26 protein-coding genes, 1 tRNA gene and 1 pseudogene are annotated in these 25,189 nt (G+C 65.7%); 12 read left to right on the top strand and 16 right to left on the bottom strand.

Features of this window, described 5'->3' with window-relative positions; genetic code table 11:
- Window positions 1–5 precede the first annotated feature (5 nt).
- Window positions 6–455 (bottom strand): phosphatidylglycerophosphatase A, encoded by a 450-nt coding sequence (locus tag WDN01_06405; protein ID MEJ0025644.1) that lies wholly within the window; start codon window positions 453–455, stop codon window positions 6–8.
- A complete protein-coding gene (locus tag WDN01_06410; GenBank protein ID MEJ0025645.1) occupies window positions 452–1,606 on the bottom strand; it encodes a bifunctional 2-C-methyl-D-erythritol 4-phosphate cytidylyltransferase/2-C-methyl-D-erythritol 2,4-cyclodiphosphate synthase in 1,155 nt (384 codons plus the stop codon). The genes WDN01_06405 and WDN01_06410 overlap by 4 nt, the downstream gene beginning before the upstream one ends.
- 144 nt (window positions 1,607–1,750) lie before the next feature.
- Here WDN01_06410 and WDN01_06415 point away from each other — a divergent pair, with 144 nt between their 5' ends.
- From WDN01_06415 to WDN01_06450, 8 genes are all read left to right on the top strand, one after another.
- Window positions 1,751–2,857 (top strand): ATP-binding protein, encoded by a 1,107-nt coding sequence (locus WDN01_06415; GenBank protein MEJ0025646.1) that lies wholly within the window; start codon window positions 1,751–1,753, stop codon window positions 2,855–2,857.
- Window positions 2,858–2,870: 13 nt separating this feature from the next.
- Window positions 2,871–4,307: a nitrogen regulation protein NR(I) gene (gene ntrC, locus WDN01_06420; protein ID MEJ0025647.1), complete on the top strand. Its 1,437-nt coding sequence runs from the start codon at window positions 2,871–2,873 to the stop codon at window positions 4,305–4,307.
- Window positions 4,308–4,526: 219 nt separating this feature from the next.
- Window positions 4,527–6,728 (top strand): PAS domain-containing sensor histidine kinase, encoded by a 2,202-nt coding sequence (locus WDN01_06425; protein ID MEJ0025648.1) that lies wholly within the window; start codon window positions 4,527–4,529, stop codon window positions 6,726–6,728.
- On the top strand, window positions 6,697–8,109 hold the full coding sequence (locus tag WDN01_06430) for a sigma-54 dependent transcriptional regulator (GenBank protein MEJ0025649.1): 1,413 nt from the start codon (window positions 6,697–6,699) through the stop codon (window positions 8,107–8,109). The genes WDN01_06425 and WDN01_06430 overlap by 32 nt, the downstream gene beginning before the upstream one ends.
- A 7-nt stretch (window positions 8,110–8,116) precedes the next feature.
- Window positions 8,117–9,019 carry a D-amino-acid transaminase gene (locus WDN01_06435; GenBank protein ID MEJ0025650.1) on the top strand — a complete coding sequence of 301 codons (903 nt, stop codon included), beginning with the start codon at window positions 8,117–8,119 and terminating at the stop codon, window positions 9,017–9,019.
- A gap of 82 nt (window positions 9,020–9,101) precedes the next feature.
- On the top strand, window positions 9,102–9,353 hold the full coding sequence (gene hfq / locus WDN01_06440) for an RNA chaperone Hfq (GenBank protein ID MEJ0025651.1): 252 nt from the start codon (window positions 9,102–9,104) through the stop codon (window positions 9,351–9,353).
- An 89-nt stretch (window positions 9,354–9,442) separates the two neighbouring features.
- Window positions 9,443–10,678, top strand: coding sequence for a GTPase HflX (gene hflX, locus WDN01_06445; GenBank protein ID MEJ0025652.1), 1,236 nt, complete (start codon window positions 9,443–9,445; stop codon window positions 10,676–10,678).
- Between the two features lie 61 nt (window positions 10,679–10,739).
- Window positions 10,740–11,345, top strand: a complete 606-nt coding sequence (locus tag WDN01_06450) for a hypothetical protein (GenBank protein ID MEJ0025653.1) — start codon at window positions 10,740–10,742, stop codon at window positions 11,343–11,345.
- Here WDN01_06450 and mazG read toward each other — a convergent pair.
- The 10 genes from mazG to WDN01_06500 all read right to left on the bottom strand — a co-directional run bounded on the left by mazG (window position 11,338) and on the right by WDN01_06500 (window position 18,924).
- Entirely contained in the window at window positions 11,338–12,138 is an 801-nt protein-coding gene (gene mazG / locus WDN01_06455) for a nucleoside triphosphate pyrophosphohydrolase (GenBank protein ID MEJ0025654.1), read from the bottom strand. The two genes, WDN01_06450 and mazG, sit on opposite strands and share 8 nt — an antisense overlap.
- A 308-nt stretch (window positions 12,139–12,446) precedes the next feature.
- Window positions 12,447–12,677, bottom strand: coding sequence for a hypothetical protein (locus tag WDN01_06460; protein ID MEJ0025655.1), 231 nt, complete (start codon window positions 12,675–12,677; stop codon window positions 12,447–12,449).
- Complete coding sequence (locus WDN01_06465) at window positions 12,674–12,946, bottom strand: hypothetical protein (GenBank protein ID MEJ0025656.1); 273 nt, start codon at window positions 12,944–12,946, stop codon at window positions 12,674–12,676. Before WDN01_06465 ends, WDN01_06460 begins: the two co-directional genes overlap by 4 nt.
- On the bottom strand, window positions 12,943–13,473 hold the full coding sequence (locus WDN01_06470) for a hypothetical protein (protein MEJ0025657.1): 531 nt from the start codon (window positions 13,471–13,473) through the stop codon (window positions 12,943–12,945). Before WDN01_06470 ends, WDN01_06465 begins: the two co-directional genes overlap by 4 nt.
- 82 nt (window positions 13,474–13,555) lie before the next feature.
- The gene (locus WDN01_06475; GenBank protein ID MEJ0025658.1) at window positions 13,556–14,368 is read right to left on the bottom strand and encodes an MBL fold metallo-hydrolase; all 813 of its coding nucleotides are present in this window, start codon (window positions 14,366–14,368) and stop codon (window positions 13,556–13,558) included.
- Complete coding sequence (locus WDN01_06480; protein MEJ0025659.1) at window positions 14,365–15,153, bottom strand: TatD family hydrolase; 789 nt, start codon at window positions 15,151–15,153, stop codon at window positions 14,365–14,367. Before WDN01_06480 ends, WDN01_06475 begins: the two co-directional genes overlap by 4 nt.
- Entirely contained in the window at window positions 15,150–16,211 is a 1,062-nt protein-coding gene (locus tag WDN01_06485; GenBank protein ID MEJ0025660.1) for a DNA polymerase III subunit delta', read from the bottom strand. The genes WDN01_06480 and WDN01_06485 overlap by 4 nt, the downstream gene beginning before the upstream one ends.
- 2 nt (window positions 16,212–16,213) lie before the next feature.
- Complete coding sequence (gene tmk, locus WDN01_06490; protein MEJ0025661.1) at window positions 16,214–16,843, bottom strand: dTMP kinase; 630 nt, start codon at window positions 16,841–16,843, stop codon at window positions 16,214–16,216.
- On the bottom strand, window positions 16,840–17,970 hold the full coding sequence (locus WDN01_06495; protein MEJ0025662.1) for a D-alanyl-D-alanine carboxypeptidase family protein: 1,131 nt from the start codon (window positions 17,968–17,970) through the stop codon (window positions 16,840–16,842). Before WDN01_06495 ends, tmk begins: the two co-directional genes overlap by 4 nt.
- 21 nt (window positions 17,971–17,991) lie before the next feature.
- Window positions 17,992–18,924: a septal ring lytic transglycosylase RlpA family protein gene (locus tag WDN01_06500; GenBank protein ID MEJ0025663.1), complete on the bottom strand. Its 933-nt coding sequence runs from the start codon at window positions 18,922–18,924 to the stop codon at window positions 17,992–17,994.
- A 132-nt stretch (window positions 18,925–19,056) separates the two neighbouring features.
- Between WDN01_06500 and WDN01_06505 the strand changes: the two genes are divergently transcribed.
- Window positions 19,057–20,838, top strand: a complete 1,782-nt coding sequence (locus tag WDN01_06505) for a DUF885 domain-containing protein (protein ID MEJ0025664.1) — start codon at window positions 19,057–19,059, stop codon at window positions 20,836–20,838.
- Between the two features lie 113 nt (window positions 20,839–20,951).
- On the opposite strand, the gene WDN01_06510 is transcribed toward WDN01_06505, so the two are convergent.
- Window positions 20,952–21,290: a GIY-YIG nuclease family protein gene (locus WDN01_06510; protein ID MEJ0025665.1), complete on the bottom strand. Its 339-nt coding sequence runs from the start codon at window positions 21,288–21,290 to the stop codon at window positions 20,952–20,954.
- Window positions 21,287–22,414 carry a DGQHR domain-containing protein gene (locus WDN01_06515; protein MEJ0025666.1) on the bottom strand — a complete coding sequence of 376 codons (1,128 nt, stop codon included), beginning with the start codon at window positions 22,412–22,414 and terminating at the stop codon, window positions 21,287–21,289. The genes WDN01_06510 and WDN01_06515 overlap by 4 nt, the downstream gene beginning before the upstream one ends.
- Window positions 22,415–23,004: 590 nt before the next feature.
- Between WDN01_06515 and WDN01_06520 the strand changes: the two genes are divergently transcribed.
- The 3 genes from WDN01_06520 to WDN01_06530 all read left to right on the top strand — a co-directional run bounded on the left by WDN01_06520 (window position 23,005) and on the right by WDN01_06530 (window position 24,615).
- Window positions 23,005–23,358, top strand: coding sequence for a DUF6516 family protein (locus WDN01_06520; GenBank protein ID MEJ0025667.1), 354 nt, complete (start codon window positions 23,005–23,007; stop codon window positions 23,356–23,358).
- Window positions 23,355–23,732, top strand: a complete 378-nt coding sequence (locus tag WDN01_06525; protein MEJ0025668.1) for a helix-turn-helix domain-containing protein — start codon at window positions 23,355–23,357, stop codon at window positions 23,730–23,732. Before WDN01_06520 ends, WDN01_06525 begins: the two co-directional genes overlap by 4 nt.
- Window positions 23,733–24,348: 616 nt before the next feature.
- The gene (locus WDN01_06530; GenBank protein ID MEJ0025669.1) at window positions 24,349–24,615 is read left to right on the top strand and encodes a hypothetical protein; all 267 of its coding nucleotides are present in this window, start codon (window positions 24,349–24,351) and stop codon (window positions 24,613–24,615) included.
- Here the strand turns inward: WDN01_06530 and WDN01_06535 are convergent.
- A tRNA-Ser gene (locus WDN01_06535) sits at window positions 24,601–24,690 on the bottom strand. The genes WDN01_06530 and WDN01_06535 overlap by 15 nt on opposite strands.
- Window positions 24,691–24,839: 149 nt before the next feature.
- Window positions 24,840–25,172, bottom strand: a pseudogene (locus WDN01_06540) (tyrosine-type recombinase/integrase).
- Between the last annotated feature and the right edge of the window lie 17 nt (window positions 25,173–25,189).

The following is a 25,189-nucleotide window of genomic DNA, read 5'->3' on the forward strand; positions in this document are numbered from 1 at the left end:
GGCGCTCAGATTAGGCCGCGCCAGCGCAGGGCCGCAACGACGGCGGCGGAGATGACCGCGGCGATCAGGTCGTCGGTCATGATGCCCCAGCCGCCCGGCAGTTTCTCGCCGAGCGAAACCGGCCACAGCTTCGAGATGTCGAGGGCACGAAACAGTGCGAAGGCCAGCGCGAATCCGACGAGGCTCAGCGGCGCCGCGGCGCAGGCGAGCCATTGGCCTGCGACCTCGTCGATCACGCATTCCGACGGATCGATCTTTCCGATCCGCGCCGCATGGATGTCCGTGGTCCAGACGCCGACGAAATAGGTGCCGATGGCGATGACGGCCAGCGCCGCCGGCCCCAGCTCCCAGAGGATCAGCCAGGCGAAGGGCAGTGCCACCAGGCTCGCGGCCGTGCCCGGCGCGAAACGGGCATAGCCGACGCCGAAGACGGTCGAGAGCGCGGTTGCGATCATCCGGGCAGCCGGACGGTCGCGACCGCCTGTGCCGCAAGCCCTTCGCGGCGTCCTTCGAAGCCCAGGCCTTCCGTGGTCGTCGCCTTCACGCTGACGCGCGAGACGTCGAGCTTGAGGATCTCCGCGATGCGCGCCCGCATCGCCTCGCGATGCGGTCCGACCTTCGGGCGCTCGCAGATGATGGTGACGTCGCAATGCGAGATCGCGCCGCCCCTGGCCGTGACCAGCGACGCGGCATGGGCGAGGAATTTCCACGACGGTGCGCCGCGCCAGCGTTCGTCGCTCGGCGGAAAATGCTGGCCGATATCGCCTTCGCCGATGGCGCCGAGGACGGCGTCGGTCAGCGCGTGCAGTCCGGCATCGGCATCGGAATGGCCCTCGAGCCCATGATCGTGCGGCACCTTCACGCCGCAGAGCCAGACATGATCGCCCGCCGTGAAGCGATGAACGTCGTAACCCATGCCGGTGCGGCTTTCGCCCAGCCGGGCGCGCAGATGCATCTCGGCGAGCGCGAAATCCTTCGGCTCGGTGACTTTCATGTTCGCGTCCTCGCCGGCGACCGCCGCGATGTGCAGGCCGGCGAGTTCGGCCAGCGCCATGTCGTCCGTGACCTCCTGCGCGGCATAGTGCCGATGCGCGCGAAGTATCTTCGTGAACTTGAATCCCTGCGGCGTCTGCGCGCGATGCAGGCCCTCGCGCGACACGGTCGTCCACTTGCCGTCATCGGATCGCTTGAGTGTATCGGCGACCGCGAGCAGGGGCACCGCGCCGTCGCTGCCGGATTCCAGCGCGGCGATCACGCCGTCGATCACCTCCTTCGACACGAGCGGCCGCGCCGCATCATGGATCAGCACGATGTCGGGAAGCGCGCTCGAGAGCGCTTCGAGACCACGCCGCACCGATTCCTGCCGCGTCGCACCGCCGACGATGGGTGCGAGCAGGTCGAGGCCGTCGACCGCCTCCGCATAGGCGCGGTCCTGATCGGGACCGATTGCAACCTGGATTGCCGTGACCTTGGGATGGCGCGCGAACGCCTCGATCGACCGGCGCAGAATCGGCTTGCCGAGCAGCGGCGCATATTGTTTCGGCACCGGGCCGCCCGCCCGTTCGCCCCGGCCGGCAGCCACGATCAGGACGGCAATGCCAGACATGGCCTCTCCCAAATCAGTCGGAACTGGGTAGCACGAAAGTGCCATTCATCAAGGAAAAGCAGAGTCGTACACCGCACTGCAACAATGTTGTTGCCCAGTTTGTGATCAATGAACTAGAGTGCCTATTCAATAGGCATGGTGACGATGGCAGGCGACCAATCCCAGCTCAAAGAGGCGGCAGCAACGGCGGCAATCGCCGGTGCGTTGCCGATGCCTTTGATGGTGATCGGTTCCGACCTCCACATCCTCTTCGTAAATCCGGCAGCCGAACAATTTTTCGACACCGGCGCCGGGCTCCTGGTCCGGCAAAATCTCACAGACCTGGTTCCCTTTGGAAGCCCGTTGCTTCAGCTCGTGGCCCAGGCGCGGGAACGCGGCGCCTCGGTCAGCGAGCGCAATGTTGACCTGACCACGCCGCGCAATGGCGAGCGCGTTGCCGATGTCAACGTCACGCCGCTTCCGGAACCGGAGGATGCCGTCGTCGTCATCCTCCAGGAGCGCAGCCTTGCCCAGCGCATCGACCGCCAGCTTCTGCATCGCGGCGCGGTGCGCTCGATGCACGGCATGGCGGCGGTGCTGGCGCATGAGATCAAGAACCCGCTCGCCGGCATCCGCGGCGCGGCGCAACTGCTCGAGGAATCCGGCAGCGACGCCGACAAGACGCTGACCCAGCTCATCTGCGACGAGACCGACCGCATCCGCGCCCTGATCGACCGGATGGAATCCTTCGGCGACACGCGCGCCATGCCGCGCACCCCGGTAAACATCCACGAGGTCCTCGACCGGGTGCGCAAGGTCGCCGAGACCGGTTTCGCCAAAGGCGTGACCATCGTCGAATCCTTCGATCCGTCGCTGCCGCCGGTGCTCGGCGACCGCGACCAGCTCATCCAGGTGTTCATGAATCTCGTGCGCAACGCCGCCGACGCGCTGCCCGAGGCCGGCGGCGAGATCACGCTGACGACCGGCTATCGCCCCGGCGTGCGCTTCGGCGCCGCGGTCGCGGGCGAGCGGCTCAGCCTGCCGTTGGAAGTCACGGTGCGCGACAACGGCTCCGGCGTGCCGCCCGACCTGATGCCCAACATCTTCGATCCTTTCGTCACGACCAAGCCGCGCGGCTCGGGCCTGGGCCTCGCGCTGGTCGCCAAGATCGTCGGCGACCATGGCGGCGTGATCGAATGCGAGTCCGGGCCGCGCCGCACGATATTCCGAATCCTTCTGCCCAAGGCGGCGGAACATAGCGAGGGGGGCTGAATTGCCTGCCGGATTGATTCTCGTCTGCGATGACGATTCCGCCATCCGCACGGTGCTGAACCAGGCGCTCGGCCGCGCCGGCTACGACGTGCGCACCACCGGCACGGCCGCCGGCCTGTGGCGCTGGGTATCCGCCGGCGACGGCAACCTCGTCATCACCGACGTCGTGCTGCCGGACGAGAACGGTTTCGATCTCATTCCGCGCATCAAGAAGATCCGGCCCGACCTGCCGGTCGTGGTGATGAGCGCCCAGAACACGATCCTGACCGCGATCACCGCGACGGAGCGCGGCGCGTTCGACTATCTGCCCAAGCCTTTCGATCTGAAGGAGCTGACCGCCGTCGTCCAGCGCGCCCTGGCGTCGCCCACGACCAAGCGGGACCTGACCGCCGAACAGCGCGGCGAAGACCGGCTGCCGCTGATCGGCCGCTCGCCGGCGATGCAGGAGATCTACCGCGTCATCGCGCGTCTGACTCAGACAGATCTCACGGTCATGATCATGGGCGAGAGCGGCACGGGCAAGGAACTCGTCGCGCGGGCACTGCACGACTACGGCAAGCGCCGCCACGGCGCCTTCGTCGCGGTCAACATGGCCGCGATCCCCAAGGAGCTCGTCGAAAGCGAGTTGTTCGGCCATGAGCGCGGCGCCTTCACCGGTGCGACCAATCGCGGCGTCGGCCGCTTCGAGCAGGCCGAAGGCGGGACGCTGTTCCTCGACGAGATCGGCGACATGCCGCTGGAAGCGCAGACGCGCCTGCTCCGTGTGCTGCAACAGGGCGAGTACACAACGGTCGGTGGCCGCACGCCGATCAAGACCGATGTGCGGATCATCGCCGCGACCAACCGCGACCTGCGCCAGCTTATCCAGCAGGGCCTGTTCCGCGAGGATCTGTATTACCGCCTGAACGTCGTGCCGATGCGCCTGCCGCCCTTGCGCGAGCGCGCCGAAGACGTGCCCGATCTCGTGCGCCATTTCCTGCGCAAAGCGGAGGACGAGGGCCTGCCGTCCAAACGTCTTGAACCCGAAGCCTTTGACATGCTCAAGCACTATCGCTGGCCGGGCAATGTGCGCGAGCTCGAGAACCTCATCCGGCGTCTCGCCGTGCTTCACTCCGGCGACGTCATCCCAACGGCGGCGATCTCCGCCGAGCTCAAAGAGCCGGCACGCGTCAGCGATGCCGACGACGGCGACGAGCCGGTTTCCCTGAGCACCGCCGTCGAGCGCCATCTGACGAAGTATTTTCTCGCACAGGGCGAGAAGCTGCCGCCGCCCGGTCTTTACGACCGCGTGCTGCAGGAGATCGAACGTCCGCTTCTGTCGATCTGCCTGGCCGCGACGCGCGGCAATCAGATCCGCGCGGCGCACCTCCTGGGCCTGAACCGCAATACGCTGCGCAAGAAAATCCGCGATCTGGGATTGGAAGTGATCCGGGGATTGCGGGCCGACTAGCGCCGGCACGCGTTTAACCCTGTTGCGCGACCGCAACGCAGCATTCTTGCAACATCCTGTGGCTTCGCTACACTGTGCCTGATAATTGAACGCCGCTAGCTATTTAGACGGCGTCCGCGGAACCCGATGACAACTGCGAACCTCGTGGCAGAGCCTCCTCAAGGCGGCTTGCTGAATTGGATACGGGCCATTTCGCGCCCGTCGCGGCTTGCGTTCGGCGTGGCCATTCTGGCCGTCCTGTCCGGCTTTCTCACTTACGCGACGGTCACCGGCGTGGGACCGGCCGAGCCCACCCAAGGCGTCCTTGCGGCGCTTCTGCTGCTCAACCTGACGCTCGGCCTGACGCTGGCCGCACTGATCGCCTGGCGCCTGACGCGGTTGTGGAGCGCGCGCAACGCCGGCACGGCCGGCGCGCGCCTGCACGTCCGGCTGGTCTTGATCTTCAGCGCCATCGCGGTGATTCCGGCGATCCTGGTGGCGATCTTCTCGACGGTGACGCTCAATCTCGGCATCGAAGGGTGGTTCTCCGACCGCGTCCAGGCGGCGATCAACAACACCGAAATCATCTCCGGCCGATACATGCAGGAAAAGGGCAGGGGCATCGCCAACGATGCCATCCAGATGATGCTGGCGCTCGAAAGCGATCCGACGCTGCTCGACGATCATCACCAGATCAAGACAGGGCTGATGTTCGCCAAGCTGGCCGACATGGCCGAGAAGCGCGGCCTGCTCGGCTCCTTCATCATCGACAGCCATGGCGACTACAAAGGCAGCAACACCAACTTCAAATACTCCGCGGCGAAAAAGCCGAGCGCCAGCGATCTCGCCTGGGCGGCCGCGAATCCGTCTGCCATCACCTATGGCGACCGCAAGACCGGCATCATGTACGCGCTGATCCGCGTCTCGCTGCTGAACGATGCCTATCTGCTCGTGGCGCGCCCGGTGGATGCGGACGTCTACGACTACTACAAACGCTCGACGGCGGCGGCGAACGAATATTTCCGCCTGAAGCAGAATCTGTCCGAAGTCCAGCTCATCTTCGCCGCGCTCTACATCGTGGTTTCGCTGGTCATCCTGCTGGCCGCGATCTGGCTCGGCCTGTGGGCGGCGAACCGGCTGGTGCGGCCGATCTCCAGCCTGATCGGCGCGGCGGAGCGGGTCACGGGCGGCGACCTCAAAGTTCAGGTCGAAGTCGAGCGCGACGACGACGAGGTCGGCGTGCTCGGCCGCGCCTTCAACCGCATGATCAACCAGCTCGACGCACAGCGCTCCGCGCTGGTCTCCGCCAATCGCCAGAACGACGAGCGGCGCCGCTTCACCGAAACGGTGCTGGCCGGCGTCAGCGCCGGCGTGGTCGGCCTCGATCATGACGGCATGATCACCATCGTGAACCGCGCCGCCGCCCGCCTGCTCAATTCCGCCCCGGAGGAACTGGAAGGCCGCCACTATTCGGAATCGGTGCCGGAGCTCGCCGCCCTGATCCGCCGCGCCATTTCCGAGCCGGTCGGCCGCGCCGGCGGCGAGGTGACGGTGAAGCGCGGCACCACGACGCGGGCGCTGAGCGTACAGGTGTCGAGCGAGCGTGGCCCCGACGGGAGCGGCTATGTCGCGACCTTCGATGACATCACCGATCTGGTCTCGGCACAGCGCACTGCCGCCTGGGCGGACGTCGCGCGGCGCATCGCGCACGAGATCAAGAATCCGCTGACGCCCATCCAGCTCTCGGCGGAGCGCCTCAAGCGGAAATATGCCAGCGAGGTCACGACGGACCCCGACGTTTTCGCGCAATGCACCGACACGATCATCCGCCAGGTCGGCGACATCGGCCGCATGGTCGACGAGTTCTCCTCCTTCGCGCGCATGCCGACGCCGGTGATGCGGCGCGAGAACGCGCAGGAGCTGATCCAGCAGGCGGTGTTCCTGCAGCGCGTCGCCAATCCGCAGATCGCCTTCGAGACGCGGCTGCCGAAGGAGCCGGTCTATTTCGAATGCGACGGCCGGCTGGTGGCGCAGGCGCTCACCAATGTGCTGAAGAACGCGGGCGAGGGCGTCAATGCGCGGCTCGCGAAGGGCGACGACCATCCCGGCCGCATCGTCATCGCGCTGGAGAAAACCGACGACCGCGTCGCCTTCCGCATCACCGATAACGGCATCGGCCTGCCGCATGAGCATCGCGACCGCCTGACCGAACCCTATGTGACGACGCGCGCCAAGGGCACCGGCCTCGGCCTCGCCATCGTGCGCAAGATTCTGGAAGACCATGGCGGCGAACTGATCCTGCAAGATGCTGGTCATGACGCGGCCGAGGGCATCGAAACACAGCACGGCGCGGAGGTCGTCTTGACCTTCCCGCCGCGGCAGAAAAATTCAAAAGACAAGGGACTCGGCGATGAGCAAGAACGGATCGCAGATCGCGTCTGAAATCCTGATCGTCGACGACGAGGAGGATATTCGAGACCTTATCTCGGGCATTTTGCGCGACGAGGGCTATGAGACCCGCGTCGCGGGCGACAGCGACGGCGCATTGAACGCCGTGCGCCTGCGCCGGCCCCAGCTCGTCGTGCTCGACATCTGGCTCCAGGGCTCCAAGCTCGACGGCATCCAGGTGCTCGACACCCTGAAGCGCGAGCAGCCCGACCTACCGGTCGTGATGATCTCCGGTCACGGCACGATCGAGACCGCAGTCGCCTCGATCAAGAAGGGCGCCTATGACTTCATCGAGAAGCCGTTCAAGGCCGACCGGCTCATCCATGTCGTCGGCCGCGCCCTCGAAGCCTCGCGCCTGCGGCGCGAGGTCCAGGAGCTGAAGCTCAAGACCGGCGACGATTCCGAAATCGTCGGGCAGTCCTCCGCGATCAGCCAGGTGCGCCAGGCGATCGAGAAGGTGGCGCCGACCAACAGCCGTATCTTCGTCACCGGCCCGTCGGGGTCCGGCAAGGAGGTCGTGGCGCGGATGATCCATGCCCGCTCGCGCCGCGCCGGCAACGCCTTCGTCGCCATCAATTGCGCCACCATGGCGCCATCGCGGATCGAGGCCGAGCTCTTCGGCGTCGAAGCCGGCGAGGGGCCGCGCAAGACCGGCATGTTCGAGCTCGCGCATAACGGCACGCTCTATCTCGACGAAGTCGCCGACATGCCGCTGGAGACCCAGGGCAAGATCCTGCGCGTGCTGGTCGACCAGACCTTCACCCGCGTCGGCGGCACGATGCGCGTGCAGGTGGACGCCCGCGTCGTGTGCTCGACGACGCGCGACCTGCGCGCGGAGATCGCGGCCGGCAAGTTCCGCGAGGACCTTTATCACCGCCTCAACGTCGTACCGGTCCGGGTTCCGTCCCTGGCGGAGCGGCGCGACGACATTCCGCTGCTGGTCGCCCATTTCATGACGCGGCTGTCGGCGACGTCCGGACTGGCGATCCGCGAGATCGGCGACGACGCGATGGCGGTGCTGCAATCGCATAGCTGGCCGGGCAATGTCCGCCAATTGCGCAATATCGTGGAGCGCCTTTTGATCCTCGCCACCGACGATGCGGCGCAGGTGATCTCGGCCGATCTTCTGCCGGCCGATCTCGGCTCGAGCGCGCCCTGGGGCGGCGGGCGCGGCGGCGACCTGGTGATTTCCCTGCCGCTGCGCGAGGCGCGCGAGATCTTCGAGCGCGACTATCTGGTGGCGCAGATCAACCGCTTCGGCGGCAACATCTCGCGCACCGCCGCCTTCATCGGCATGGAGCGCTCGGCGCTGCATCGCAAGCTGAAGTCGCTGGGCGTCGGTCCGAACGGGCGAGAGCAGGGCTTCAACGCGTGAGGCACAAGTGAGCGAGGGTTGGAACGGCCGTCCGCCGGCCGGGCGCATCGCCTATGTCGACGGCCGCTATGTGCGCCATGGCCGCGCCGGGGTGCATGTCGAGGATCGCGGGCTCCAGCTCGGCGATGCAGTCTACGAGGTCTGCAGCATAGACGATGGCCTGCTGATGGACGAGGACGAGCATCTCGACCGGCTCGAGCGTTCGCTGCGCGAGATCGAGATCGCCCTGCCGATGCCGCGCCATGCGCTGAAGCTCGTCATGCGGGAGCTCGTCCGCCGCAACGGCGTGCGCAACGGCTTGCTCTACCTGCAGATCTCGCGCGGCGTCGCCCGCCGCGACCATCCCATTCCCAAGGTCGCGCCCCGCCCAAGCCTGATCCTGACCGCGCGATCGGTGCCGCCGGGCGAATTCGAGAAGCGCCGGCAGGACGGGGTGACGGTCGTCACCCGCCCCGACGAGCGCTGGGGCCGCCGCGACATCAAGACAGTCCAGCTCCTGCCCAATCTGCTCGCCAAGACCGCCGCCCGCCGGGCAGGGGCCTACGAGGCCTGGCTCGTGGACGAGGCGGGGTTCGTCACCGAAGGTAGTTCGACCAATGCCTGGATCGTGGACGCCCAAGGGAACTTGCGGACCCGGCCGCTCAGCCACGCCATCCTCCCCGGGGTGACGCGGCGGGTGATCCTGGAGGCCGCGGCGGATGCCCAATTGGCGGTCGCGGAACACCCGTTCTCGCTGGCCGAAGCCCGCACGGCGCGTGAGGCTTTCGTCTCCTCCGCCACCGGCGTCATGCCGGTTACGGCTATCGACGGCCAGCCGGTCGGCGACGGCAAGCCGGGGCCGGTGACCCGGCGGGTGCAGGAACTCTATACTCGGCTGTCGGCCGGGCGCGCCGCGAAAACGGGCACTTAGCCCTTTCGCAAACGCAGCAATGCAGCCTATGCTAGCGCAAGTGCTTCGCAGGGGCGCGGCGCACAATCACTTGGAATCCCCGATGAGCGAAAAACAACAAAATCTGCAAGACACGTTCTTGAATGCAGTTCGAAAGAGCAAATCGGCCGTTACGATTTTCTTGGTCAACGGCGTAAAGCTTCAGGGGAACATCACGTGGTTCGACAATTTCTGCGTTCTTCTGCGCCGGGACGGCCAGGCGCAGCTCGTTTACAAGCACGCGATCTCGACCGTCATGCCGCTGGGACCGATCCAGCTGCAGGAGGAGACGGCGGCCGAGAAGGAAAACGCGTAAGCCGCAAGCAACCCGGCTACGACGATGCGCGCGAGCGCACCGCCTTCGTCATTCACGTCGAGCCGAAGGCGCGCGCCGCTGGCGCGCGCCTGGATCGCGACGCGCAGGCGCGCCTCGAGGAAGCGATCGGCCTGACTGCGGCGATCGGGCTGCAGGTCGTCGAGAGCCTCATCGTGCCGCTGGTGCGGCCGACGCCGGCGACTCTGATCGGCAGCGGCAAGGTCGAGGAGATCGCAGGGCAGGCGAAGGCGCTCGAGCCGGAAGTCGTCATCGTCAACGCGCAACTATCGCCGGTGCAGCAGCGCAATCTCGAAAAGGCGTGGGCCACGAAGGTTCTCGACCGCACCGCGCTGATCCTGGAGATTTTCGGCGAGCGGGCACGCACCCATGAGGGCCGGCTGCAGGTCGAACTCGCGCATCTCAGCTACCAGCGTTCGCGCCTGGTGCGGTCCTGGACCCACCTGGAGCGGCAGCGCGGCGGCTTCGGCTTCCTCGGCGGCCCCGGCGAAAGCCAGATCGAGACCGACCGGCGGCTGATCAACGACCGCATCGTCCGCATCAAGAAGGACCTCGAAAGCGTCAAGCGGACGCGAGGACTCCAGCGCCAGGCGCGCAAGCGCGTGCCCTATCCGGTGATCGCGCTGGTCGGCTACACCAATGCCGGCAAGTCGACGCTGTTCAACAAGCTGACCTCCGCGGACGTCCTGGCCAAGGATCTGCTGTTCGCCACCCTAGATCCGACGATGCGTGGCCTGAAGCTGCCGAACGGAACGCGGGCTGTGCTGTCCGACACCGTCGGGTTCATCGCCGACCTGCCGACCGAGTTGATCGCCGCGTTCCGCGCCACGCTGGAGGAGGTGCTGGAGGCCGATGTGATCGTCCATGTCCGCGATGCCAGCCACGACGAAAGCGCCGCCCAGAAGGCCGACGTGCTGAAGGTCCTGGCCGACCTGGGCGTCGAGATGGACGGCGAACGGCCCTTCATCGAGGTCCTCAACAAGATCGACCGGATCGAGCCGGAGGTCCGGGCGGGCCTGCTCGCCGGGAACGGGCGGGCCGGCGGACCGGTCGCCGTGTCGGCCCTCACGGGCGATGGCCTAGACCAGCTCCGGCACCGCTTCGAGAGCGAGTTGTCGCATGCCAACATCCAGTATCGGCTGACCTTGCCGCACGCCGATGGCGAAGGACTGGCCTGGGCCTATCGCCACGCCCAGGTGCGCGAGCGGCGCGAGGCCAAGAACAGCGTTGAGCTTCTGCTCACAATCCCTCCACAGGAGACGGCGCGTTTCGAAGCGCGCTTCGGCAAGAATTTGTCGACAGAGTAGGGTGTTAGGGTGTGGACTTCGTGTGGATGACGGTCCGCGTCGAGGGGCACGCATAATGGGGATGAAACGGTGGATCGTGCTGGCGGCACTGCTCGCCGCAAGCATCCCGGCGGCGGATGCCGGGCCGCGCGACGACGTCGTCGACGTGCTGGCGAAATGCACGGATGTGGCGGACCGGGAAGCCCGGATCGCATGCTACGACCGGGCAGCGCCGCAGCTCCGCGCCGCCGCCGGACTGCCGCCCGCGCCACCGGCGGCTCCGGAGTCGACACCGCCGCCGCCGCCGGTCCAGACCGCGACTGCGCCGCCGCCACCGTCCGAGGCACCGCCGCCGCCAAGCGGACAATCCTTCCTGGGCTCCCTGGATCCCTTTGGCGAAGAGGCGCCGGCAGCGCCGCTTCCCGCCCAGATGGCGTATCAGCCGATCGGGCAGGAGCTGCTCCCGATCACCATCGGCGTGACCGATTATGACGTGGCGCCCGGCGGCCCGTTCACGGTGACGCTGGCGAACGGGCAGGTCTGGCGCGAGCGCAACGGCCACTCCGAGACCCCACCGTTCAAGGCCGGCGCCAGGAATTTCGTGCGGATAGAGCACGGGCTGATCGGCGGCTACGACCTCTACCTCGTGGGATACGGCAAGCTCTACAAGGTGATGCGGATCAAGTGACGCTTTCTGTCTTGGCCCGCTGCCAGAGTGCCTCCAATTCTTCCAGCGTCGCCTCCTTGGGTCCGCGGCCTTGGCGGGCGAGCTCGGCCTCGATCCAGCGGAAGCGGCGCTCGACCTTGGAATTTGTTGTCCGCAGAGCGGCTTCCGGATCGACCTTCAAGTGCCGCGCCAGGTTGGCGATCACGAACAGCAGATCGCCGATCTCGCCCTCGATCTCGGCCTGCGACGCGCCGGCGGCCTGGGCCTCCACGATCTCCGCCGCTTCCTCGGCCACCTTGTCGAGTACGAGTTTGGGAGAATTCCAGTCGAATCCGACGCTTGAAAGCCGTTTCTGAAGCTTCTCGGCACGGACCAGCGCGGGCAGGGCGAGAGGAATCCCGTCCAGCACGCCGGCCGGGCCCTTGGCGCCGCGCTCGGCCGCCTTCAGCGTTTCCCAGGCAATGGTCTGCGCCTGCGGATCCGCCGGCGTAGCGGCCTTGGCGAAGACATGCGGGTGGCGGCGGATCATCTTGGCGGTGATCGCCTCGACCACGTCGCCGAAGGCGAAGAGGCCGCGCTCTTCAGCCATTCGGGCGTGGAACACGACCTGGAACAGCAGGTCGCCGAGCTCGTCCTTGAGGCCGCCCCAATCCTTCTCCTCGATCGCCGCGAAGACCTCATAGGCCTCATCGATCGTGTAGGGCGCGATGGTCTCGAAGGTCTGCTCCAGATCCCACGGACAGCCCCCGTCCGGCGAGCGCAGGCGGCGCATGATGTCGAGGAGGGCGGCGATATCCTGGGCGGGCTTGGTCATGTCGCTTGATAGCGCATCCGGCGGCGGCGAGATGCCCCGGTCTCGGGGCATTCACAGGGAAAGATCGGCACGGTGCAGCGGGCGTTGTACGCTTGCCCTCCATCGGTTGTCCGGAGAACCCATGGTCGGCACCACGCCGCTCTGAGCAGGGCCAACCAAGCCGCTTGAGCGAAGGGCGAGGGTGGCATATCGATATATCGTATAAGTAATATTATGGGAAATTATGGATTATTACACGCCAAACTATGCCTGGGGACGGCCGGCCAATGGCTCGAAGTCTTCCCGCCGTTCGGCCTCGGACTTTACCTTCACGCCGTCCAGCCCAAACAAATCCGGCATGGGATAAATCCCGCATCCCGCGCCTCCTGCGCGTTTTCGAATTCGATCCTGTTGGAGCCGTGCAAGTACCAGGCATACTCGCAGTGAGGCAGGTGGAACACTTCGCGCTTTTTTCCGCCGATCACCATCTCGGATGACGCCTTGCTCGGCTTCTTTGCTTTCCCCAGCGGAGATTTTTTCGGCATGACCGGCGACGTCATGGATTCGCCAAGGATCGAGGCCGGCGGTCCTTCGCGCGGGAAACCTCGAATGCGAGCGCCTGTTCGACGCGGAGGTTAATTTCGCCGATTTCGGCCTTCGAAGACGCCTTTGCGTCCCGCATCGCGGCCGAATAGCGGCCATGGCGCCAGCGGTTTTTGTTGCCGGGCTGGGCGCCGCGCTTGCGCGTGGACGGCAAGGCCGGCGGGTGTTTGCGCGGACGGCCGCGTTTGCGGAGCGGCGGGTCGGAGGAGGGCCGGACCAGGGTCATTTTCCGGTATTCGAACCTCGAAAATTTCGCGAGGGGTCCCCCTCCCCCGCGGCGCCGTCCCGGCCGATAGTCGTCTCAGCGACGCCGTCGTCGTCGACATCGTAATCTTCGTCATCCTCAGAATCCGGATAGAGAACCGGCCAGTCGTCGCCGTCCTTCATGCCGTGAGCCGTCATCCATGTGTCCGCGATCAGCTGGGCGCGGGCGGCGTGCTCGTTGTCGACCGGTGTTTCCAGCGTTGCGGCACGCGGGCGCCGCGACGCGATGCGGGGCGGCGGGGCGTGAAGCTCCGTCCGGCAGATCGTGACATTGCTGGTGTGTTCGCCCTTGAGCTTGGCCAGCGCCATACCGACCCTGGCGCTCACCTTCATGAACGCTATGGCACGGTTATAGGCCAGATCCTGGCCACAATCGTCTTCCCGCCGATCGATGGATTGCGCGAGCTCGAGGCTCTTTCGTGCCGTCTCCTGTGCAGATTCCAGCACGGCCTCCAGAGCCGCAACGCCGCGGGGAATAATCTTGTTCATCGTCTTTCGCTCCAAAAACCTCCCCCGGGAGCAAAATTAGAAAAAAGTTGCATGTAAACGCAAGCGCAATCTTTGCGGGCAGTCAGCCTTCGATGACCATGCCGTCATAGGCCGGTTCGACGCCCGGCGGCAGTTCGGCGGCGAGCGTCGCGTAGTCGAGATCGACATGCATATTCGTGAGGATCGCGCGCTTCGGCTTCGCCCGCGCGATCCAGTCCAGCGTCCGCGCGACATGGGCGTGGCTGGGATGCGGCGTGTAGCGCAGCGCATCCACGATCCAGCATTCCACGCCTTCGAGCGCCGCGAAGGCCGCATCGTCCAGCGCATCGACGTCGCTCGAATAGGCGATCGGACCGAAACGGAAGCCGAGGCTCCGGATCCGTCCATGGCCCTGATGGAAGGCCAGAACCGGCACCGCGCCGCCCTTCCCTTCGATCGCGAAAGGTTCGAACGGCTCGGCGATCTGGACGCCGTTCAGGATCGGCGGATAGTCGCTGCCGGCCGGCTGCACGAAACAGTAGCCGAAGCGCGCCAGCACGCCTTCATAGGTCGCCGCGTCGGCATAAACGTCCACACGCCGGCGCATGTTCAGCGCCACCATGCGCAGATCGTCCAGGCCGTGGAGCTGGTCGGCATGGTCGTGGGTGATGAGGACGCCGTCCAGCGCCGAGACCCGCGCATCGAGCAATTGCTCGCGCATGTCGGGCGCGGTGTCGACGAGCACCCGCGTCGCGCCGGCGTCCGACGTCCGCGTCACCAGGACCGAGCAGCGGCGGCGGCGGTTCTTCGGATTGGCCGGATCGCAGGCGCCCCAATCGCCCGCGCCATCCGACCCACCGATGCGCGGCACGCCGCCGGAAGAACCGCAGCCGAGGATGGTGGCGGTGAGGGTCAATCCGGCCTCCGCACCTTGGCGAACAGGCGGAAGAAGTTTTCCGTCGTCGCGGCGGCCAGCGCGTCGGCACTCACGCCCTTGAGATCGGCCAGCAGCGCCGCCGTGTTCACGACGAAGGCCGGTTCGTTGCGCTTGCCGCGTAAGGGAATGGGCGCGAGGAACGGGGCATCGGTCTCCACCAGCAGGCGCTCCAGCGGCACGGTCTTGAGCACGGCGCGCAATTCGTCCGACTTCTTGAAGGTCGCAATGCCGCTGACCGAGATGAACATCCCGAGCTCCAGCGCCGCATCGGCCAGGCGCTGCGTGCCGGTGAAGCAATGGATCAGCCCGGTGAAGGGCGCCGCCGCCATCTCGTCGCGCAGCACCTCGATGGTCTCGTCGTCCGCGTCGCGGGTGTGGACGATGACGGGAAGCCCAGTCCGGCGCGCCGCGTCGATATGGGCGCGGAAATTCGCCACCTGCTCGGCGCGCGGGCTGTGCTCGTAGAAATAGTCGAGGCCGGTCTCGCCGATGCCGACCACTTTGGGATGCCGCGCCGCCTCGATCAGCGGCGCCGGACCGTCGAGCAATTCGTCCTTCGCCTCGTGCGGATGGACGCCGACCGAGCACCACACGTCGTCGAAACGCTCGGCGACCGCGCGGACGCCGGGGAATTTGGCGAGCGTGGTGCCGATGCTGACGCAGACGGCGACGCCCGCCGCCTTCGACCGCGCCACCACCGCGTCCAGCTCGGCCGCGAATTCGGGGAAGTCGAGATGGCAATGGCTGTCGACCAGCATCGTCATAGGCCCCCTGCCCGCCGGCTCGCCTGGGCCAGTTGCCCCGCCGCGTTCAGCAGCGTCTGGCGCGGCTCCAGGTTCAGCGCCGCGGTGCGCGCGAAGCTCGCTTTCAGGCGGTTCAGGCACTCGACCCAGCGGTCGAGGTGAACGCCGCCGTCGAGCGCGCGGGCGCGGATGCGGGCGGTCAGCGCGTCGATGAGATAGGTGCCGAAGGTCGAAAGGCCGTCGGTGACGCGGTAGAGCCTGTCGCCGAGCGCCAGGATGGCGGCGATGTCGGGCGCCTGGGCGCGGTCGAGCAGCAGGTCGGCCTCGCGGGCCAGCGCCACGGCGTCGCCGCCGGCCAGCCGCAGCGCCATGCCGATCGATCCGCCGGCCAGGCGCACCAGCGCGGCGCGCTCGGCGGCGCCCGTGTCGGGGAGAAGTCGCGCCAGCTCGGCCTCGAGCACGGCGTCGTCGAGCGGGCGCAGATCGAGCCGCTGGCAGCGCGAGCGGACGGTCGGCAGCAGCCGGCCGGGCACGTTGCTGAGCAGGATCAGCATGGCGCGCGGCGGCGGCTCCTCCAGCATCTTGAGCAGCGCGTTGGCGGCGGCGTCGTTCATGTCGTCGGCCGTGTCGACGATGGCGACGCGCCAGCCGCCGGCGCCCGACGTCATGCCGAAGAAGCCGGAGAGCTTGCGCACCACGCCGACGGACAGATCGTTCATCAGCTTGCCGGAATCGTTCAGGCCGCGCTTGAGGACGAGGAGGCCCGAATGCGACGCCGCGGCCACCTGGATCGCATTGGCCTCGCGCTCGGGAACCGAGAGGTCTTCGGGACCGGCCGCGGTCGCGCCATAGGCGAGGACATAGCGCGCGATACGATAGGCGAGCGTCGCCTTGCCGATGCCGGGCGGTCCGGCGATCAGCCAGGCGCCCGGCGGATGGCCGCCGCGGATCGCGCGCGCGGCCCGCGCCAGGGCCGCATCCTGTCCGACGAGACGCGACGTCTCGCGCGGATGCGCGAACCCGTCGACGCGATCGGTCTCGGGAACGTCTTCGGTCTTGGCTTTCGCACGCGGCGCCATGCCTATAGTTTGAACCGTTTGGCGACGGCTCGCCAGATCGTGGCGGCCAGCGCGTCCGTATCGATTGCCGCATCGATCACGATGCAACGCTCGGGGTCGCGGCGCGCGATGGCGAGAAAGGCCAGGCGCATGCGCTCGTGGAACGCCAGATCGAAGGCTTCGAAGCGCATGTCCTTGGAACGGCCGGCCGTGCGGCCCAGCCCGATCTCGACCGGGATATCGAGGATCAGCGTCAGGTCGGGCCGGAAGCCATCGAGCACCAGGGTTTCCATGCGCCGGATGGTCTCGCGCGCCAGGCCGTGGCCGGCACCCTGATAGGCATAGGTGGAATCGGTGAAGCGGTCGCTGACGACCCACCTTCCGGCGTCGAGCGCCGGCTTGATGGTGCGCGCGACATGATCGGACCGCGCGGCGAACATCAGCAGCGTCTCGGTCAACGCGTCCCAGCGCTTGGGATCGCCGTTGAGCACCAGCTTGCGGATATCCTCGGCGCCCGGCGAACCGCCGGGCTCGCGCGTCGCGACGACATCGACGCCGCGCTTCCCGAGCGCCGCGACCAGCCGCTTGATCTGGGTCGACTTGCCGGAACCGTCGCCGCCTTCGAGCGTGATAAACCGCGCGCGCCGCTTCATTTGCCGCCGAACAGCGCGCGCAGACCCAGGAACATGCGGCCGACAATGCCCATCCGATCGACCGGATGGGCGACATAGAGCGGCACCGTCAGACCGGGGAAATCCGGCGCGGAGACGACCAGCGTTCCCGCCTGTTGGCCCTGCGCCAGCGGGGCCTTCAGCGGCGCGGTGTATTTCACCGAGACCTTCATCCCCGGCCGCGAGTCGACCTGGAGCGTGATCGCCACCGGTGCCTTCACCGTCAGCGGCACCGTTTTCTCGGCGCCACCGAACACGTCCGCCGTCGCCACCGTATCGCCGGGCTTGAACAGGTCGTAGCGGCGGAATTCGCGAAAGCCCATCTCGATCAGGCGCGCGCCCTCGTCCGCCCGGTCCTTCTCGGAGGCAAGGCCGCTGACGACCAGGATGACGCGCTGTGCGCCGCGCTGCGCCGAGGCGACAAGGCCGTAGCCGGACGCCGCGATGTGGCCGGTCTTCAGGCCGTCGGCGCCGGGCGTGTTGAACAGCACCGGATTGCGGTTCGGCTGGTGGATGTTGCTCCAGACGAAGTCCTTCTCGCCGAAGAAATGATAGAGCGAGGGATATTCGACGATGATGTGGCGCGCGAGCTTGGCGAGGTCGAAGGCGGACATCATCTGCCCCGGCGGCACGTCGAGACCGTCCGGGTTCACGAAATGCGACTGGCTGAGGCCGAGCTCGCGCGCCCGCTGGTTCATCATGCCGACGAAGCCCTCGACCGTGCCGCCGAGCGCCTCGGCGACCACGATGGTCGAGTCGTTGCCCGACACGACGATGATGCACTGGATGAGGTTCTCGACCGACATGCGGTCGCCGACCTTGACGAAACACTCCGAGCCGGAGCGCTCCCGCCAGGCCCGCTCCGATACGGGGAAGGTGTCGGTGAGCTTCACGCGGCCGTCCTTCAGCCGCTTGAACAGCATCTCGATCGTCATGAGCTTGCTCATCGAGGCCGGCGGCATCGGCGTGAAGGCATCCTTCGCCCAGAGCACCTGGCCGGTCGTCGCGTCCAACAGGATGGCGTGGTTTCCCGAAGTCGTGATCTCTGCCGCGGCGGGCTGGGCGGCTGCCAGCAGCAGGAACAGCGCGCCAAGCAGGCGATGACTCATGAAAGGGACTCCGTAAAGGAACTAGCGGTCGACGACGATTTGCGCGTCGTTACTACCAAGGCTCTCGATGCGGGCCAACGCGGAATCGGCTTCGCCCACATCGTCGAACGGCCCGAGCCGGACCCGGTAGAGCGTGCGCCCGTTCTGGACCACCGAGGTTATCTGCAATCCGCCGCCGACGCGGGCCTGGAGCCGCGCGGCATTCTGGTAATTGCTGAAGGCGCCGGCCTGGACATAGAGGTGCGTCACCGGCGGAACCGGAACATTGCTGACGACGCCGGTCGGCACGGTCGCCACCGCGACATCGGCGCTGCGGATGGGCGGCGGCGGCGGAAGATCGGTGTTGGTGACGGGCGGCGCGACGGCGGTTCCCGGCACGGCGTCGAGCGCCGTGCTGGCGACCGCGCGGGTCGGCGCCGCGGGGACGGCGGAGGCGATTTCCGGCGGCGTCTCGTCCGGCGGCGGTCTTCCGCCCTGCAGGTCGGCGCGTCCGACAAAGGTCACGCGCACCCGCGCCGTGCCTTTTTGCCTGTAGCCCAGAAGGTCGGCGGCCCGTTCCGACAGATCGATGATGCGCCCCTTGGCGAAGGGACCCCGGTCGTTGACGCGCACCACGATGGTCTTGCCGTTGTCGAGATTGGTGACGCGCACATTCACCGGCAGCGGCAGCGTACGGTGCGCAGCGGTCAGGTCGCCGGCGGTATATATCTCGCCATTCGCCGTGTGATGGCCGTAGAAAGTCGGCCCGTACCACGAGGCAACGCCTGTTTCGTCGTAGTCCGGCTGCTCCTTGGGATAGTACCAGGTGCCGTCGATCTGATAGGGCTGGCCGATCTTATAGACGCCGGCATTGGGCGGCACGCTCACGCCGGATCCCCGGGGCGTGCTGGCGCAGGCAGCCGCCAAGGCGGCCAGCGAGACCACGGCGAGAAGCCGGCGCGCATTGCGGATCATTGTTTCGAATCAGGCCGTAAGACGGTAAACAGGATAGGCGAGGACGGGCCGGCGCTCAACGCCGCCCGGCGCCCTTGATCGGCCGAGTGGGGCGTAACAGGGTAGGATGAATTCAGCCATCAGGACATTCCCGTGCACCCATCGCCGACCCGCCGCACCGTGACGATGCTTCTGGGCGCCGCAGCGCTGCCGCTCCCTGCCCTGGCATCGTCGGCCGGATCCGCCGACGCGGCCTTCCAGAGCGTCGCCAAGCGCTGGCTCGAAGCCTATCTCAGCCTCCAGCCGATCGGCGCCACCCAGACCGGCGATCACCGTTTCGACTCCGAAATCGACGATATGGGCGTCCAAGGACGGATGGCGCGGAGCAAGGCGTGGCACGCGCTGCTGGACGACCTCGGCGCCGTCGATCGCGCGCGGCTCTCGCGCGACGACCAGGTCGACGCCGCGATCCTCGAAAGCCAGCTGCGCTACGCCATCTGGGACGATGAGGTTTTCCAGAGCTGGGCCTGGGACCCGCAGGTCTATTCCGGCCTCGCCGGCAACGCGCTCTACGGCCTGATGGCGCGCGAATTCGCGCCCCTGCCCGTGCGGATGCGCGCCGCCGTCGCCCGCATGGAGAAACTGCCCCGGCTGTTCGAACAGATGCGCGAGAGCCTGGTGCCGGCGCGGGTGCCGCCGGTGCATGCGCAGATCGTCGCCAAACAGAACGGCGGGATAAGCGATCTGGTGGACTCGATGGTGCTCGTCAACGCCCCGGTGCTGAGCGCGGACGAACAGAAGCGTCTTGCCGCCGCAGCCGACGCGCTGAAGACGGCCGTCGCGGAACATCAGAAATGGCTCGATACCGTTTTGGTGCCCAATGCGAAGGGCGATTTCCGGATCGGCGCCAAGCTGTTCGACGAGAAGCTCGCCTTCACGCTGAATTCGCCGATGAGCCGCAAGGAAATTCGGGAGCGCGCAGAAGACGCGGTGAAGGAAACGCGCGGGAAGATGTACGCGGTGTCCCTTCTGGCGCTCGAACGGCACGGCAAAGCCGTCGCGATACCCAACGTCGTTACGCCGCAGCATGAACAGGAAACCATCGAGGCGGCGCTCGCCCTCGCTTATGCCGACAAGCCGGCGCGCGACAAGGTGGTGGAGACCTCGAAGGCCGCGCTCGAACGCGCCACCGCCCATGTCCGCGACAAGGACCTGATCACGCTGCCGACTGCGCCGGTCGAGGTGGTGATCATGCCGGAATTCGCGCGCGGCGTGGCGGTGGCCTATTGCGACTCGCCCGGCCCGCTCGACAAGGGGATGAAGACTTATTTCGACGTCTCGCCCATTCCCGACGACTGGACGGCAGAGCAGGCGGATTCGTTCCTGCGCGAGTACAATTCGCTCGGCATCCAGGACATCGCGGTGCACGAGGCGATGCCGGGCCACTATGTGCAGCTCTGGCATGCCAATGCCTGCCCGTCGGTTCTGCGCGCGGTGCTGTCCTCGGGCTCCTTCGTGGAGGGCTGGGCGGTCTATGCCGAAGGCATGATGGTCGAAAAGGGTTTCCTGGGCGACGATCCGCTGTACCAGCTTATCCAGCTCAAGGTGCTGCTGCGCACCATCACCAATTCGATCCTCGACCAGGCGCTGCATGTCGACGGCATCAGCCGCGAGGACGCGATGACGCTGATGACCGTGACAGCGTTCCAGCAAGAGCGGGAGGCGGCGGGCAAATGGATTCGCGCCTCGCTGAGCTCGACGCAGCTTTCGACCTATTTCGTCGGCGTGTCGGAGCACAACGCCGTCCGCGCCGAGGCGACGCGCCGCGCCGGCGCCGCGTTCGACCTGAAGCGCTATCACGACCGGGTGCTGTCCTACGGCTCGGCCCCGATGCGCTATGTCCGGGCGCTGATGTTCGGGGAAGCGATCGGATAAAGGCGCCGATGGCGGGCCACAACCGATGAAGATGAGCACTATGTCTACGCCATAGCCCTATGATTGATCCCGACATGGCGAAGCGTTTGCAAGAACACGCGCAGCCAGAGCTTTCACGTAGCCGTGGGCGAGTAAGATCTATTGAGCACCGGCAGAACGCCTTCGTTCTGAATATGGATGTTCATCCATGTGCGCTCAATCTTGTTCGTATCAGTGCTTTCAATCCAGTGAAACAGGACAGCGCGACCAAGCTTTGTCTCGTCTGTCTTGGTCGGGCTGTCCAGGTGATCGTTCATGCGCCGTCGAAGGTTGTCCGCCAGTCCCACGTACAACACTTCTTTGGAAAAGGTAGTCAGCACGTAGCATCCCGACTTCTCAGGGACGAAGCGTTCACGGTTTCGTTTGAAGGGCTCACATCCTGAAGGTTGTGGCACCAAAGCTTCGATATTCATACTTCAATCGCGGTCTGAGCCGATACCTTGTGGAGAGCCTTGGTCATTTCCTGGCAAACGATATTGAGTGCGCCCGCGTTGAGGCGGCCCGCTTGCCCGCCTGTCTTCCACCAATCTGGATGGCCCACCCCCGCGTAATCACCTTCCACGTTTTCCAGGCAGTCCTTAAGAAGCTTTTCCATCGTGCCAACCGTGTAACTGCCACGGTCCTGAAGCTTCATGAAAAACGGAATCGAGAACTTGCAGAACAATTCAACCCCGCCGTATTTGTACAGAGTTTCCGAGTCACCATCGTCCAGGTTGGATTTGATGGCCTTCCAGTAGTTCAAGAAAATCCGCTTCTCCTTGTCAAAATCTTTGATGATGCTAATTGGGTTATTCGCTGTTAGTACATATTTGACTATGGCTTTTACAAAAGATCGCTGATTGATCGTGCCGTCTGAGGATTCCGAGTTGGCCATGCGCACCTTTCCGAACCACGGCGACTCATCGGTATCGTTCAGATAGTCCGCATATTTGATTGCTCTTTCCACCTCACCTCTTTCGACGGTGCGAAGAATCCAGCTAGGCAAGCTTGGCAAATCCTCAACGTCCAGTGCGTCCGAGAGCCGAGCAATAATCCGCTGTTCTACCGACTTGTCGACGCTCTTCTGTGTCGTATTTACAATCAAGAAGTGACACATTTGGGCGATGGTCGGCAGATTGGTGGCGATGTTCACCGGCACTTCGAAGTCTAAAACCCGCGCGTCTTTTTGCGCGGCCATCTTCAGCCCCTCAAGGCGATGCTGTCCGTCAACAACGCTGAACGGTCCCACCACGGCGGTATCGAACCTGATTGTGTGGTCAGCCTCGTTGAAGTCTATTGACTTGTCGGTAGCCAGAAACACCGAAGTTGGCAGAAACGCGTCGCGTTTGTCCTGACCCTTGATGATGTAATCCGCCAGTTTCCTCGCACGCGCGAGATTCAGAACGCGCTGATAACCCGTGTCATTCCCATCCGCCGTATCCAGCTTTTCGACGTTGTAAAAATTCTCTGACACAAGGTCTTTGACCTTCAGCGCTGTGGTGTACAGCAACAAATCCCCCTGCTTCACGCGAGCGGCTGGAATGTGAATCTGCGTCATGACCTATCGCTCCCAGGCGTTTGCTCGACGGCTAAAAAACAGTTTGCCCCTGGCGCGCACCGCGCAAGCGTGGCACCCACGTCGGGACTTGTAGCATGTCCCAGACGCGGCCAGACAGCCGGAATCGTGCCCACGGTAGACGGATCGAGATGCGCTGAGACGGCAGCCGGCGAGCGCCTTTGATCATAAACCTGAGCCCCCCGAAGGCACGGTGACAGTAGCGAGCGGGGCGCCTGCTGCCCAGTCGCAACGATGATCAAGTGTAGCGATGCCACGCCTCAGCAGCGCGCCGAGTGCCCGTGTGAAGCTCGTCGTCGAGCAGACGCCACGCCGCTTCATCGCACAACTTAAGAAGCCGTCCGTCTGGGGATCGGGCTCAAAAGTTGGACGGCAAGGTAAAAGGCCGACCGTCGGTCCTGCCTATGTGGTTGGGCTGATGGCGATATTTGGACTCCATCGAGACACCGCCTGCTGGCGCTTTTAGCTGAAAGCTCAATGATATCAATGCTCCGAACGCCAGCCATCTACTCTACAGCCGCCGAAGGCCCTCCCTTGCTTGTGTTGCTTCAGTATGATAACTTCCCGCTGTGATGGAGCCGCGCGACCCGACTCTCGACGTGCTTCTCGACCTCGACGGGCAGGTTCTCGTGGTGGACCCCGAGGGCGGTCACTGGGTCCGGTTCGTGGTGACGCGAGTGCCAGTGTCGCCGGAGAAGCCCCACGGCATCGACTACTCGCTCACATTGCACGGGCCGGATGGTGGGCGGCTGGTCGGTTTCGACAATGCCCATCCAGTCGCGAAGCAGAAGCGCGGCGAGGCGCAGGACCATCGCCACCGGCTCCGGACGATACGGGCTTACGAGTATCGGGACGCGGCGACCTTGCTCGCCGATTTTTGGACAACGGTGGACGCGGTGTTGCGCGAGAGAGGAGTGATCCCATGACCACTTTGAAGGTCGGCATCGCCAGCTACGAGGAGATGAAAACACGCACCATGGCGGTGGCGCGGGGCGAGCGGCGCGTCAAAGCCGAGGAGCCGAAGGTGTGGTTCACCTCGACGGAGTCTTTCGCCAAAGTCTTGTCGGCCGGCAATCGCGAATTGCTGCGCGTCATCGCCGAGAAGGCGCCCGGCTCGCTCGACGAACTGGCACGCATCACCGGCAAGGCGAAATCGAACCTATCGCGCACGCTGCGGACGATGGAAGGCTACGGCCTGGTCCAGCTCGAACGCGGCGAGCGCGGACGCATTACGCCCAAGGTGATGCACGACCGCGTGGAGCTGGACTTGCCGCTCACCCTCGCGCGCAAGGTGAGCTGAGCCCATGATCGTTTGGACGCGAGCAGGCCGGACCGCCGCCAGCCCGTCAAGGCTGGCGCAATCGCGCCACCGCTTCGCGGCTTGCGGCCTTGACCGCCTGTCGCCGGCCCGGCAGATGGCCCGCAAGCGATCAAGACTCAAAGTGAGCGAAGTCGCTCCCTTCACCGATTTGCCCGGAGGCAGAAGGGCGTCGCCGATAGAGAAAGGCCGTTTGTTTGGGAGCCCAGCGGCGCGATGCTGGCGGGACGTCCAGACAGCACGTCAGCCTCGGCGTTGTGCCCGATGATCTTTACATCGTTCCTGGCCCGTGGCCGCGCCCCGGCCGGCCCATCAAGCATGATGTCGAGACTTGGGCTGTCACCGACGATTGGCCCGACCGTGTGCCGATCACCGACGCCGAACTCGACATATTCGAGGCATGGTTCGGCGACCTATTCGATGAATTGTTCGGGCCGCGCCGATGACTTGAGGAGACACTTGCCATGACCGTGCCGTTGCGCGCCGCCCTTTACTGGCCGGCGTCGCCGATCTCGACGACCCGGCGCTGAAAGAGCGCATCGCAAGCCTCAAGGCGATCCGCGACCAGGCGCAAGCCGACGCCGATCGCTCGGCCGCAATGCTGCAATCGTCGGCCCACCAATGCATCACGCCGCAGATGGTCCAGAGGTTCGCCAGGACGGCGCGCGAGCGGATCAGGATCGACGGCGGCGGCTATCGCCGCGACCACCTCCGCGCGCTTGCGCAGCGCGTCGAGGTCGCAGACCGCGAGGTCCGGATCATCGGTTCGAAAAGCAATCTGCTTCGAACGCTGACCACCGCGGCCGGCGTAAAGCCGGCTACGCCCGGCGTTCGCAGTTCTGTTCTGAAGTGGCGGATGGGGTGAGATTCGAACTCACGGTGACGTCGCCGCCACGCCGGTTTTCAAGACCGGTGCCTTAAACCGCTCGGCCACCCATCCGTCTTGTTACTTCAAACACATACCTGCCGCGTGATCCAGCGACGATACGGAATTGGCACCATTCTGGCACCGTCCACGTCGAATTGCGTTCTCCCTTCGCTCACTCTTTGAGCGCGGCCCGTATCGCGGCATCAACACCCAAGACGAGATCATCCTGCATCGCCGGCAAGGCGTGCTGATAGACGTCCATGGTGATCGCGACCGAGGCGCGCCCGCTCGCTGGCGATCTTCGGATGCACACCAGCCTTGAGCAGCGACGTCAGATGGGAATGCCGCAAGCCATGGAATGAAATCCGAGGTATTCCGGCCTTGCCGACGAGGCGTGCGAACTCCTTGCTGAATGCCCTGGGATTGACCGGCTCGCCAGTCTCATCCGTGAAGACCAGGTCGCCCGCCTCCTTACCGAGACCGAGCGCGAGACGTTCGGCCGCCTGTGTCGCCTTGAACGCCCTCAGCGCCTCGACGCTCATGGCTGCGCGGGCGCGCCGACGTCGCCTTC

Source organism: Rhizomicrobium sp. (assembly GCA_037200985.1).
Classification (GTDB): Bacteria; Pseudomonadota; Alphaproteobacteria; order Micropepsales; family Micropepsaceae; genus Rhizomicrobium.

Bases quoted from the DNA above. Each gene is read 5' to 3' on its own strand.
- WDN01_06405 (MEJ0025644.1), bottom strand. From the start codon at position 455: ATGATCGCAACCGCGCTCTCGACCGTCTTCGGCGTCGGCTATGCCCGT.
- WDN01_06410 (MEJ0025645.1), bottom strand. From the start codon at position 1,606: ATGTCTGGCATTGCCGTCCTGATCGTGGCTGCCGGCCGGGGCGAACGG.
- WDN01_06415 (MEJ0025646.1), top strand. From the start codon at position 1,751: ATGGCAGGCGACCAATCCCAGCTCAAAGAGGCGGCAGCAACGGCGGCA.
- WDN01_06430 (MEJ0025649.1), top strand. From the start codon at position 6,697: ATGAGCAAGAACGGATCGCAGATCGCGTCTGAAATCCTGATCGTCGAC.
- hfq (MEJ0025651.1), top strand. From the start codon at position 9,102: ATGAGCGAAAAACAACAAAATCTGCAAGACACGTTCTTGAATGCAGTT.
- WDN01_06450 (MEJ0025653.1), top strand. From the start codon at position 10,740: ATGAAACGGTGGATCGTGCTGGCGGCACTGCTCGCCGCAAGCATCCCG.
- mazG (MEJ0025654.1), bottom strand. From the start codon at position 12,138: ATGACCAAGCCCGCCCAGGATATCGCCGCCCTCCTCGACATCATGCGC.
- WDN01_06460 (MEJ0025655.1), bottom strand. From the start codon at position 12,677: ATGACGTCGCCGGTCATGCCGAAAAAATCTCCGCTGGGGAAAGCAAAG.
- WDN01_06465 (MEJ0025656.1), bottom strand. From the start codon at position 12,946: ATGACCCTGGTCCGGCCCTCCTCCGACCCGCCGCTCCGCAAACGCGGC.
- WDN01_06470 (MEJ0025657.1), bottom strand. From the start codon at position 13,473: ATGAACAAGATTATTCCCCGCGGCGTTGCGGCTCTGGAGGCCGTGCTG.
- WDN01_06480 (MEJ0025659.1), bottom strand. From the start codon at position 15,153: ATGACGATGCTGGTCGACAGCCATTGCCATCTCGACTTCCCCGAATTC.
- WDN01_06485 (MEJ0025660.1), bottom strand. From the start codon at position 16,211: ATGGCGCCGCGTGCGAAAGCCAAGACCGAAGACGTTCCCGAGACCGAT.
- tmk (MEJ0025661.1), bottom strand. From the start codon at position 16,843: ATGAAGCGGCGCGCGCGGTTTATCACGCTCGAAGGCGGCGACGGTTCC.
- WDN01_06495 (MEJ0025662.1), bottom strand. From the start codon at position 17,970: ATGAGTCATCGCCTGCTTGGCGCGCTGTTCCTGCTGCTGGCAGCCGCC.
- WDN01_06500 (MEJ0025663.1), bottom strand. From the start codon at position 18,924: ATGATCCGCAATGCGCGCCGGCTTCTCGCCGTGGTCTCGCTGGCCGCC.
- WDN01_06510 (MEJ0025665.1), bottom strand. From the start codon at position 21,290: ATGAATATCGAAGCTTTGGTGCCACAACCTTCAGGATGTGAGCCCTTC.
- WDN01_06515 (MEJ0025666.1), bottom strand. From the start codon at position 22,414: ATGACGCAGATTCACATTCCAGCCGCTCGCGTGAAGCAGGGGGATTTG.
- WDN01_06520 (MEJ0025667.1), top strand. From the start codon at position 23,005: ATGGAGCCGCGCGACCCGACTCTCGACGTGCTTCTCGACCTCGACGGG.
- WDN01_06525 (MEJ0025668.1), top strand. From the start codon at position 23,355: ATGACCACTTTGAAGGTCGGCATCGCCAGCTACGAGGAGATGAAAACA.
- WDN01_06530 (MEJ0025669.1), top strand. From the start codon at position 24,349: ATGCTGCAATCGTCGGCCCACCAATGCATCACGCCGCAGATGGTCCAG.